We start from the raw sequence: 11493 nt of genomic DNA on the forward strand, positions 1-11493 counted from the left end.
GCGGGAAGCGGGGCGGCCGGGATCCTGGCGGGCATCCGGCCGCCCCGCTTCCCGCGCCGCAGCGTGGACATCACCGACCACGGCGCCGTCGGCGACGGGGCCACCGACTGCACGGAGGCCTTCCGCGCCGCGATCGCCGCCTGCGCCGAGGCGGGTGGCGGCCGGGTCGTCGTGCCGCCGGGGACGTGGTTCACCGGGGCCGTCCACCTGCGCGACAACATCGACCTGCACGTGTCCTCCGGCGCCACGGTCCGCTTCAGCCGCGACCCGGCCGCGTACCTGCCGGTCGTACACACCCGGCACGAGGGCATCGAGTGCCGCAACTACTCCCCCTTCGTCTACGCCCACGGCTGCCGGAACATCGCGCTCACCGGCGGCGGCACGATCGACGGCCAGGCCGACGCCACCCACTGGTGGGACTGGACCAAGGGCCAGAACGGCGGGGTCTCCCCCGAGAAGGTCGACAAGCTCGCCCTCGCCGCCTGGGCGGAGCAGGGCGTTCCGGTGGCCGAGCGGGTCTTCGGCGCCGACCACCACCTGCGGCCGAGCCTGATCCAGTTCTACGACTGCCGGGACGTCCTGATCGAGGGGGTGACGGTCAAGGACTCCCCGATGTGGAACATCCACCCGGTGCTCTGCCGCAACGTGACCATCCGCGGGGTCACCGTCGACAGCCCGCATGGCCCGAACAACGACGGCTGCAACCCGGAGTGCTGCGACTCCGTGCTCATCGAGGACTGCGTGTTCGACACCGGGGACGACTGCGTGGCGTTCAAGGCGGGCAAGAACGCCGACGGCCGCCGGGTCGGCGCCCCCTGCCGCAACGCCCTGGTGCAGCGCTGCGAGATGCGCGACGGCCACGGCGGGGTCACGATCGGCAGCGAGACGACCGGCGGCGTCGCCAACGTCCTGGCCCGCGACTGCCGGATGGACAGCCCGCTCCTCGACCGCGCCCTGCGGATCAAGTCCAATCCGGAGCGCGGCGGTTACGTCCGCGACATCGTCTTCCACGGCATCACCGTCGGGACGGTCGGCGACTCCGTGATCGAGATCGCGCTGGACTACGAGGGCATCGGCAGCGGCGCGTACTACCCCGATGTGCGCGGCATCGAGGTGCACCGCCTCACCGCCCAAACCGGCCCGCTGGCCTGGTACTTCATCGGCAACGACGCCAACCCCGTACGGGACGTGCTGCTGCACGACTGCGCCTTCACTGACATGACGGACACGGAGGAGCCCCGGCCGTACGTGACGCGGAACGTCGAGGGGCTCGTGCTGCGCAGGGTCACCGTCAACGGGGAGGAGGTGCGCACCGCATGACCGGCGAACGGACAGCAGCAGCTCCCTCCGACTCCGCGGTGCCCTCCGGCTCGGCCCCCCTGTCCGACGCGTCCGCCCCCTCCGGCTGGCACCTCGCCGACGCCCTGCGGGAGCGGGTGGCCCCACCGCGCTTCCCCGACCGCGAGTTCCCCGTCACCCGCTACGGCGCGCGCGGCGACGGCCGCACCGACTGCACCGAGGCGATCCGGCGCGCCGTCGCGGACTGCCACGCGGCGGGTGGCGGCCACGTGACCGTTCCCCGCGGCACGTACGCCACCGGGGCGATCCACCTGCTCAGCAACGTCGACCTGCACGTCGAGGCGGGCGCGCGGCTGGCGTTCAGCCGCGACCCCGCCGCGTATCTGCCGGTCGTGCTCAGCCGGTTCCAGGGCGTCGAGTGCTACGCGTACTCGCCCTTCATCTACGCCCACGGCCAGGAGAACATCGCGGTCACCGGTGCCGGGACGCTCGACGGGCGGGCCGACGAGACGCACTGGTGGCCCTGGTCCGGCCAGGAGGAGTTCGGCTGGCGGCCCGGCATCCCGCAGCAGGAGGACGACTGGCCCGCGCTGTGGCGGCAGGCGGAATACGGCGTGCCGGTCACCGAGCGGGTCTACGGGGCGGGCCACTGGTTCCGGCCCAACTTCATCGAGCCGTACGGCTGCAGGAACGTCCTCATCGAGGGCGTCACCATCATCCGCTCCCCGATGTGGGAGATCCACCCGGTGCTCTGCAGCAACGTTCTCGTGCAGGACGTCGTCATCGACAGCCCGGGCCCCAACAACGACGGCATCGACCCGGAGTCCTGCCGGGACGTGGTGATCCGCCGCTGCACCATCAACGCCGGGGACGACTGCATCGCCATCAAGTCGGGGCGGGAGGCCGACGGCCGGCGGGTGAACGTTCCCAGCGAGAACATCCTCATCGAGGACTGCGACCTGCGGCACCGCTACGGTGCCATCACCCTCGGCAGCGACCTGACCGGCGGCGTGCGCAACGTGTTCGTCCGCAACTGCCGGATCGGCGGCCCCGGGCTCTACTTCGGCCTCTACATCAAGACCAACTCCGTACGCGGCGGCTTCGCCGAGAACATCCACCTGGACGGCATCACAGTCTCCAACCTCACCAAGGAGTTCGTCACCTGCGACTTCTTCCGCGGCGAGGGCGACAGCGGGGACCAGACCCCCGTCGTGCGGAACATCGACATCCGCAACGTCACGGTGGGCCGCGCCCGGCGTGCGCTGCTCGCGCGCGGGTACGAGCGCTCCCGGATCGAAGGGCTGCGCCTGACCGACTGCGCCTTCGGCGAACTGGCCGAGGGGGACCGGCTGGAGAACGTCGAGGGGCTCGTCCTCGACAACGTGACGAGGAACGGGGAGCCGATCGCCCATGAGCCCTGACGCCACGGACACCGCCTCCGCTGACGCCACCGACGCCGACACCGGCACCGGCACCGTTGACGCCGCCAACGCTGCTTTCGCTGCCGGGACCCTGGGCGCCGGGGTGCCGGGGCGCTACGACCTGTGCCCCTGGCAGTTCTTCGGCTCGGCCTCCGAGGAGGAGCTGCGAGAGCAGACCGAGTGGCGGCAGCGGCTCGTCAAACGGCTCGCCGGGCACGGCGGCGAGGCGGTCCTCGACGAGCGGACCTTCGTATCGCCCTGGGCCGGGGTCTTCACCGACCGCCTCCACCTGGGAGAACGCTCCTACATCGCCGCCCACGCCTATGTCACCGACGACGTGGAGCTGGGCCGGAACTGCACGATCAACCCGTACGCGACCGTCCGCGGCAAGGTCCGGGCTGGCGACGGCGTACGGATCGGCGCGCACAGCTCGGTGCTGGGGTTCAACCACTCGATCGCGCCCGACCGGCCCGTCCACAAGCAGCCGCTCACCTCGACCGGGATCGTCATCGGCGACGACGTGTGGATCGGCTCGAACGTCGTCGTGGTCGACGGGGTCACCATCGGCGACCACTGCGTCATCGGCGCGGGCGCCGTCGTCACCAAGGACCTCCCGCCGTGGTCGATCGCCGCCGGGAACCCCGCCCGGCGCATCCGCGACCGGCGGGAGGGCGGAACGGGCCGTACGGGACGGACGGACGGCCCCGGCCTCGCGGACGGCCCCGGCCTCGCGGGCGGCCCCAGCCCGGCGGACGGCGTGAGCGCCCGAACCGGTGCCGGGGCGGCGGCTCCCGCACACGAAGCCGCCGGAACGCCAACTGCCGTCAGCGCGGGCCGCGTCGAGCACACCAACCTCGCCGTCGAGCACACAAACCGCACCCTCGCGACGAGCCTCGACACGCAGCCGAGTCGCTTCGCCGACACCGACGCGGGTACCAACGCGAGCGCGGGCGCCGACGCAGGCGCCGGCGAGCGCGCGGACCGCACCGTCGCGACGAGCCTCGACTCCCGGTTGGCGCGTTTCGCCGACCGGGCCCGCGAGCAGGCGGCCCAACTGCTGGAGCGCTGCCGGGAGGAGGACACCGAAGGCCGTCCCGCCTTCGTGGACCGCCCGGGCGCGCCCCGGACCGTCCGCGCCGTGTGCGACGCGGTCGAGATCGCCCAGCTGCTGCTCGGCGCTCCCCCGCCGGGCAGCTCGGGCGAGGACCTGACCGCGTACCTGCGCGGGCTCCAGGACCCGGAGACGGGCCTCGTACCGGAACTCGGGAGCGATCCCAGGTCGGCCACCGGCACCGAACTCGCCGCCGAGCGGCCGACGTTGGACGACGACGCGGCGATGTACCACATCCTCTGCGTCGGCTACGCCCTCGACCTGCTCGGCTCCCGCTTCGAGCACCCCGTGCGGGCCGTCCACGCACTGCGGCCCGCGGAGCTGCGGACCCGGCTCGACCGCCTGCCGTGGCGCACCCAGGCCTGGCGCAGTGGCCACTGGGTGGACGGCGTGAGCACCGCGATCCTGCGCAACATCGAGGGCTTCGGGCTGCGCGCGGAGTCGGCCGAGACGCTCTTCGGCTGGCTGCTCGTCAACGCCGACCCGGGCCACGGCCTGTACGGGCGGCCCGGCGCGGCCGACCGGTGGCTGCAGCCCGTCAACGGCTTCTACCGGTTGGCGCGCGGCACCTTTGCCCAGTTCGGGCTGCCCGTCCCGTACCCCGAGCGGGTCGTGGACACCGTGCTGGCCCACGCCCGGGACTCCGCGTTCTTCGGCCCCGACCGGGGCACCGCGTGCAACGTGCTCGACGTGATCCACCCGTTGTGGCTGTGCGCCCGGCAGACCGGACACCGGCGGGCCGAGGGCCAGGACTGGGCGCGCGGGCAGCTGCTGCGGCTGCTCGACCGCTGGCGGGACGGGCAGGGGTTCAGCTTCGCGCTGGAGCCGGGCGGCACCCGCGACCGTACGCCCGGCCTGCAGGGTACGGAGATGTGGCTGGCCATCACCTGGCTGCTGGCGAACCACTTGGGCATCAGCGGGGCTCTCGGCTACCGGCCGTCCGGCATCCACAGACCGGCACCGGCCCGGATCGGGCTGGACTGACGCGGCGGCCCGGCGCGCCCCCACCCGCGCGACCCTCACGGCCGCACCGGTCGGTCTGCGGGTGGCGGCGGACGGCGACGGCGCCGTCCGTTCACCGCCCGCCGCCCGCCAGGGCACCCCGCATGCGCAGTGCGTTGGAGAGGACCTGGGCGGTGACCCAGGAGGGGTTCCAGGTGTTGCTGGTGCCGCGTACCTGCCAGTTGGTCGGGTAGAAGCCCTCGCCCTGCTCGCCCGGGCCCGCGAAGTCCCACGCGCCGGGCTCGGTGCAGATGCCCTGCCCGAACGCGTACAGGACCAGCTCGGCTAGCCGGGCGTAGTCGGGCCGTCCGGCCTCCTCACCGAACCGCCACAGCTCGTAGGCGGGGAAGAACACGTCCAGGTGGTGGTTCTGGACGCTGACGCCCGGCCAGCCGACGGCCGAGAACCCGCGCTCGCGCAGGGGCGAGCCGGGCGGGAACTCGGGGTTCCACTGGTAGACCCAGGTGAGCAGCCAGTCGGCGGCGGCCTCGGCCCACTCGCGGTGGCGCGGCTCGCCGGTCAGCGACCACAGCGCTTCGGCGCAGAGGAAGAAGGCGATTCCGGCCTCCTTGTCCTCGCACACGGCGTCGAGGGTGGCGCGGGCGAAGGGCAGCGAGAAGTCCTCGGCGTGGCGTCTCTGGTAGCGCTCCACCAGCTCGGCGGCGTGCCGGAGGAGTTGCTCGTCCCCGGTTACGCCGTAGGTCTTGAGGAGGGCGAGCACGCACGGCAGTCCGGCCGCGCCGGGCGGTTCCGGGTCGGGGGTCCCGTCGAGCCGCCAGCCGAGCGGGAGGACGCCGTTCGGCAGGGTGCTCCGGACCACGAGGTCCGCGCCTTCGCGGAGGGCCTCGACCCAGCGGCCGGGGACTTCCTGGGAGTGTTCCCCCAACAGACCGATGACATCGGCCAGATCGCCCAGGTTGTCGCCGTAGGCGCGCGCGGAGACGAACGTACGGCCGTCCCGCTGGAAGCCGGACCAGCTGCCGTCCTCGACGTTGTGGAAGCTCAGCCGCAGGCCGGGCGGCGCTCCGGTGCCGCTGCCGTCCAGGTAGAAGTCGACGGCGCGGCGGCAGCGGTCGACGCGCCGGGGCACGCCGCCTTCCAGGCCGAGCCGGGCGTCGCACCAGGCGAGTTTGAGGCACTGCCCTGTCCAGCCGTACATGAAGCCGGGGGTGTGGCCGGGGCCGGGGAACTTGAGGTATCCGGCCACTCCTGCTCGCTCGTACCAGCGGCGGTCCATGGCCATCGTCTTGTGACGGACGATCTCGTCGAGCGACAGGGGCCGTTCGCCGACGGGCCCGTACAGCCGGAGCCCTTGGTGCACCATGTCGCGGAAGCCGTGTCCCGGGCGGCGGGGACGGCCCCAGTCGAGGGCGTGGCGGGTGGTGAACTGGCCCTTCTCCGCTCCGAGTTGACGATATCCTGCGCTGTCGCCGCAGGGGGCGGTGGCGCCCTTGTGGACGTAGCGGATGTCCGGGGCGCCGTTGAGCATCACGGGGCCGCTGAGGGCGGCCAGGGAGAGCAGGCCGTTCCGTACGACGGCGCCCAGGGAGCCGTCGCCGGGGTCGAGGGAGTAGAGGGCCAGTTGGCGCGGCCCGCCGGCGTTTCCGTCCCACTCGGTGTGGACGCACGGGACGGGCAGCCGGTGCTCCTCCACGACCACACCGCCGTATGGCTCCGTGCCCAGTTTCGGCACGGTGCGGGTGGGGTCGGAGGACGGGTTGTCGCGGTAGAGGACCTGCGGGAGCGTCACCATCTCGGGCGAGGAGCCGGGCAGTTCGAGGAGCAGGCCGACGGCGAGGTCGGTGAGGGGGGCGGCGGGTTGGCCAGTCCGTCGGGCCGGGTCAGCCTCTTCCGCTCTCCCGCCCGAGGCAGCCGGGTCGGCCCCTTCGGCTCCCCCGGCAGGTTCGGTCAGAACCGCTGGACCTGCTGGACGAGACCAGGTGATCTCCGTACACAGCAGGCCCTCCTCGAAAGCGAAGGCGATCTCGGCGTCGAGTACGCCGACGGAGCAGCGCACGACGAGCCGATCGCCGTCGCGGATCACAACGGCATTCCGCACCCCCGGGTGCGTCGGCCGCCACGGCCGCCCAGTGGAGACGAGCAGCATCGCAGACAACTCACCGACGAAGAAAGCCTCGCCGTCCCCCTTGATGAGCAGCCGCACGCAGGGGCTCCCGCCCCCGGTGTCGACCTCCAGAACCTTCCCGCTCCCCTCGTCCCGAAGAACCAGCTGTCCCGCGGATCCCGCCATATCCCAAAACCCCATTCCCGCACGGGTGTTGACGCCCATGGCGCCCGGCTGGACCATAGTGGCATTCGAGTGGCATGCCAGTGGAGTTCGCAAATCAGCCACAGCAGCTGCCAGATCCTCCCCGAGAAGTGGAGTGTGACATGAGCGAAGGGTCCGGTGCCGAGGAGCACCCCCGCCGGCTGACGCGCCGGAACTTCGTCGCGGCCAGCGCACTGGCCGGGTCGGCCGCCCTGGGGGGCGCCGCGATCCTGGCCCCGGAGAGCGCACGGGCGCAGACACCAGCGGATCCGGGAAGCCGGTATGCCACCAGGGCGGGCGCGGCGTGCACCCCGGTCCCCAACCGGTACAACAAGCCGTTCGAGGTCTGCGACGACGAGATCTTCATCTTCATGGCGAACTACAAGCCCTTCGAGAACGAGGGCTTCTTCTACGAGGTGATCGGCAAGAAGCTCGCGGAGAAGTTCCCGGACATCAAGTTCAAGGCCTGCACCTGGGACTACCCGATCCGGTACGAGGATCTCAAGGCGGCCGGGGTCGTCCCGGACATCATCCTCGAAGACCCGCGCCGGCGCATCGACCGCGACCTGGAGCCCCTGGGCTGGGTGGAGGACCTCACCGACAAGGTCGACGTCGACGGCCTCAGCCCAGCCGCGGTCGAGCTGGTCAAGTCCCGTTCGGACGGCGGGATGTACGGCGTCCCGCTGTTCAACGACGACTTCGTGCTCATCTACAACAAGAAGATCTTCGATGACCGCGGAGTCAAGCACCCCAAGCCCGGCATGACGTACGACGAGGCCTACAAGCTGGCCAAGAAGTTGACCTACGAGAAGGACCTCAAGGCGTACAAGGGCTATCTCCAGCACCCGGACACCTACCTGTACTTCAACCAGCTCGGCCTCTACCCCTTCGTGCCCACCGGCAGCGAGAACCCGGCGCCGGGGGACGTCAAGATCAACGTCACCTCCGAGCCCTGGATGCGGCTCGCCGACAACATGGAGCGCTTCCTGCTCATCCCGCGCTGCACCTTCACCACGGTGGACGACGTGCGGTTGAAGGGCCGTGTGGCCATGGCCGTCGACAGGCTCTGGAAGTTCATGGGGTACAACCTCAACGAGCACTACATCCCGGACGGCGACGAGGACGAGTGGAAGGGACAGTGCGAGAACCTCGACCTCGGTGTCTCGTCCGTTCCGGTCCTGGGCGGGAAGGACCAATACACCTACCAGCCCAACACCATCGCCGCGTTCCTGCCGCCGCAGTCCCGCAAGAAGGAGCAGGCGCTGGAGGTCGTCAAGTGGCTGATCTCCGAGGAGGCCCAGGTCGAACTGTCCAGGCACGGCATCAAGCCGGCGCGCGAGTCCGACGCCATAGTCTCCGCCTTCGGCGAGGCTATCCCGGAGCTCCAGGGCATCGACACCTCGGGCGTCTTCTGGGGCGAGAACGCGACAGTCCGCGACTACGAGAACACCGAGTACTGGGACTTGCAGGACCTCGCCTTCCGCCACTACGTCCTCGAGGACTGCCTGTCCGCGAGGTCCGCCCTGACCGTCGCGGAACGCGAGGGCTTCCCGGCCTACATCCAGTCCCAGGTAGCGGCCGGCAAGGACTGGTGAACCCCGGAGGCCCCCGACCTCCGCTGACCCCACAGGTCCACCGGTGACTCAGAGGTCGCCGGCCTCCCGAACGGGCAGGCCGGCGACCTCTTCAGCCCGGCGAGCCAGAAGGCAGGCGGGGTGACCGTGCCGCTCGGTGGTATGAACCAGCTCGAAGCCCTGCACGTCCCGGCGTCGTACACCGGCAGATCGGCGCGGTCGAGCAGCAACTGGCGCGCCAGGGTAGCGCGGTTGAGCGCTCGGGTGTCCAGGACGGTCATCCGGGTCAGGCTGTCCCGGAGCGCCTTGGCAGGCCGTACGCGGTTTCGCCTGGCGCAGCTCCGCCTGGCCGCGCTCCGGACCCGGCCCGCCTCGCCGAAACCCGTCCAGTCCGCCTCGGCTCGCGCATCAGGTGGCCGTCCGGCCGTCGAGCGTCTCGCGCAGGATGTCCGCGTGCCCGGCGTGCTGGGCGGTCTCGGCGATGACGTGGATCAGCACCCGGCGTACGCTGCGCACCGCTCCCGGCTCGTTCCACGGCGCCTCCGGCAGCGGGTGCGTCGCGGACAGGTCGGGCACGGCGGCGATGACCTTCTCGCTTCGGGCGGCCACCTGCTCGTAGTGGGCGAGGATCTCGGCCAGTGTGTCGCCGGGCAGCATCCGGAACTCGTTCTGGCGGTCGATCACCCACTGCGGGAGCTCGCGCGCGGTACCGGCCTCCAGATCGGCCCAGGTGATCCCCTCAGGCAGGTCGAAGCTCATCGCCGACGGGCCCTCGACCACGAAGCGCATCCACGCCTCCTCGACGGCTGCCACGTGCTTGAGCAGCCCGCCCAGGCAGAGCGCGCTGGCGGTCGGGCGCTCGCCGAGCTGTTCGTCGCCGAGCCCGTGGGCGGTTCTGATCAGGGCCGATCGTACGGTCGCGAGTTCGGCAAGCAGCTCGGCCCGCTCGATGTCGAGGGGGGCGGGGGGTGTGGCGGAGGCGGTCATGGTGATCAGGCCCTTCCGATCGTTCACTTTGCACGGCATGAGGTGTCCGGCATGAGACGACGATCGCAGGGGAAGCGGCAGGATGCGTCCTCTTCTACGGGCAGCATGGAGGATGCAGAAGACCTCAGCGCGACTGCTGTCCCTGCTCTCGCTCCTCCAGGCGGGCAGGGACTGGCCCGGGGCACTGCTCGCCGAGCGGCTGGACGCGATATGCCCCCGGATCGTATGCGATGACCGAAAAAACGGGGCGGCGATGTCGAGAACGGGGGCCGATATTCCGTCGCCTGAGGTCCGTGGTCGGGCTAGGTTGGCGCTATGTCCGAACTGCGAACCGATCGGCTCGTGCTGCGTGAGTGGCGGGAAGCCGATCTTGGGCCCTGGGCCGGGATGAATGCCGATCCGGAGGTTCGTGAGTACTTTCCGGGGCTCCTCACTCGGGAGCAGAGCGAGGCGTCCGCCGCCCGATTCCAGGCTGATCTCGATCGGCGAGGCTGGGGGTGGTGGGCGTTGGAAGTGCGGGCCACCGGTGAGTTCATCGGGTTCACCGGGCTGGACCCCGTAGAGGAGGGCATGCCGTTCACCGGAGTCGAGGCCGGCTGGCGACTGGCCCGCGCCGCCTGGGGGCACGGCTACGCCACTGAGGCCGCCCAGGCGGTCGTGGCGTTCGGCTTCGAGGAACTGGGGCTGGCGGAGGTCCTCGCGGTGACCGCGGCCGCCAACCTCCGTTCGCAGGCGGTGATGCGCCGCATCGGCATGACCCGCGATCCGGCCGACGACTTCGAGGACCCCGGCGTGCCGGACGGGCCGCTGCGCCGTAGCGTGCTCTTCCGGCTCGGCGCCCGACCGGCCGCGCGCTGAGGTGGGTTCCGGTGGGTGTCAGGCCCGGCTGATGCGGATTGCCATGTACTGCTCCGCGGGGAGGGGGACTTCGAAGTCGCCGGTCCACGCGCCGGGCAGGCGCCGCACCTTCATGTTCCAGGTGTCGATGACGTCCACCTCGTACGGGCCGCCCGGCAGGGTGAAGCGGCGGCTCGGGTAGCGGTGGGGGCCCAGATACTGGAGGAGGTACGCACCGGGGACCTCGATCGTCGAGGCGTCGTAGTAGGCCGGGTTGTGGCGCGGGCGCGGTGGGGTCGCGTCGAGGATCTCGCGGAGGAAGGCCAGGCGGGGCACCGACTCGCCGGTCGGGCGGCCGCCGCACGCCGACCAGGGGCGCGGGCCGTACGACTCCGCGTGCGTGACGTGGCCGCCCTGGCAGACGCCCTCCCAGATCCTGGCCACCATCTCCCGTGCGGGCAGGCTCTCTTCGGGAGTCGGGGCGTCGCCCTCGGCGCCGCAGGCGTCGATCAGGATCGGCTTGCACAGCTGGTCCGTCAGCACCCCGACGGCCCGGACCTCGTCGTGCTGCACGCTGGCGTGTGTGATCCAGGGGGCGCCGAAGTCCGTTTTCGCACCGCCGTGGACGGTCAGCAAGTGGTGGCCGTAGTCGTGTTCGCGGATCTCCGCCAGCACGTCCGGGTCGCGCTCGGCGCCCTCCGGAGCGCACCACCAGACGTTGCGGTACGCCGCCAGGCGGGAGACGACCGAAGGGATGTCGTGGCCGCGGGTCAGTCGGACCTCCGCTTCGATGCCCAAGTCCCGCAGCTCGGCGAGCCGTTGCTCGAAGGCCTCCAGCCCCTCCCCCTCGGGGGCCCGCAGCCGCACCCGGTTGAAGGGCGTCGAGGCGAGTGCCGCCACCGTGGCCTCGTCGACCTCCCCCACCGTCGTCCCGTACGGGCGGTACGGCGTGCCGTCCGCGTAGCGGAAGTCCAGGCCCTCGGCGTCCAGACC

At 71.4% G+C, this 11493-nt stretch carries 8 protein-coding genes and 1 pseudogene; 6 read left to right on the forward strand and 3 right to left on the reverse strand.

What is annotated here, in order from left to right; translation table 11 throughout:
* The 3 genes from AOK16_RS04165 to AOK16_RS04175 all read left to right on the forward strand — a co-directional run.
* Window positions 1-1320: glycoside hydrolase family 28 protein (locus tag AOK16_RS04165; RefSeq protein WP_205627626.1), on the forward strand; the 1320-nt coding region annotated here is incomplete at its 5' end.
* Window positions 1317-2720 (forward strand): glycoside hydrolase family 28 protein, encoded by a 1404-nt coding sequence (locus AOK16_RS04170; protein ID WP_079101045.1) that lies wholly within the window; start codon window positions 1317-1319, stop codon window positions 2718-2720. The genes AOK16_RS04165 and AOK16_RS04170, both read left to right, overlap by 4 nt.
* Window positions 2710-4815 carry an acyltransferase gene (locus tag AOK16_RS04175; protein ID WP_079101046.1) on the forward strand — a complete coding sequence of 702 codons (2106 nt, stop codon included), beginning with the start codon at window positions 2710-2712 and terminating at the stop codon, window positions 4813-4815. Before AOK16_RS04170 ends, AOK16_RS04175 begins: the two co-directional genes overlap by 11 nt.
* A gap of 91 nt (window positions 4816-4906) precedes the next feature.
* Here the strand turns inward: AOK16_RS04175 and AOK16_RS04180 are convergent, their stop codons facing one another.
* Complete coding sequence (locus AOK16_RS04180; RefSeq protein ID WP_157859102.1) at window positions 4907-7084, reverse strand: glycoside hydrolase family protein; 2178 nt, start codon at window positions 7082-7084, stop codon at window positions 4907-4909.
* Window positions 7085-7224: 140 nt separating this feature from the next.
* Between AOK16_RS04180 and AOK16_RS04185 the strand changes: the two genes are divergently transcribed.
* Window positions 7225-8697, forward strand: a complete 1473-nt coding sequence (locus AOK16_RS04185) for an ABC transporter substrate-binding protein (RefSeq protein WP_055470848.1) — start codon at window positions 7225-7227, stop codon at window positions 8695-8697.
* Between the two features lie 387 nt (window positions 8698-9084).
* Here AOK16_RS04185 and AOK16_RS04190 read toward each other — a convergent pair whose 3' ends face one another.
* On the reverse strand, window positions 9085-9663 hold the full coding sequence (locus tag AOK16_RS04190; protein WP_055470854.1) for a DinB family protein: 579 nt from the start codon (window positions 9661-9663) through the stop codon (window positions 9085-9087).
* Between the two features lie 112 nt (window positions 9664-9775).
* On the opposite strand from AOK16_RS04190, the pseudogene AOK16_RS27970 reads away from it, so the two are divergent.
* Both AOK16_RS27970 and AOK16_RS04195 read left to right on the forward strand, forming a co-directional pair.
* Window positions 9776-9898 (forward strand): annotated as a pseudogene (locus AOK16_RS27970) (transcriptional regulator); the annotation flags it as partial.
* Window positions 9899-9978: 80 nt separating this feature from the next.
* On the forward strand, window positions 9979-10521 hold the full coding sequence (locus tag AOK16_RS04195; protein WP_055470849.1) for a GNAT family N-acetyltransferase: 543 nt from the start codon (window positions 9979-9981) through the stop codon (window positions 10519-10521).
* 18 nt (window positions 10522-10539) lie between these two features.
* On the opposite strand, the gene AOK16_RS04200 is transcribed toward AOK16_RS04195, so the two are convergent.
* A partial coding sequence (locus tag AOK16_RS04200) for a DUF5605 domain-containing protein (protein WP_055470850.1) occupies window positions 10540-11493 on the reverse strand: 954 nt, incomplete at its 5' end.

The sequence above is a fragment of the Streptomyces pathocidini genome (assembly GCF_001418495.1).
In the GTDB taxonomy this organism is placed as follows: domain Bacteria; phylum Actinomycetota; class Actinomycetes; order Streptomycetales; family Streptomycetaceae; genus Streptomyces; species Streptomyces pathocidini.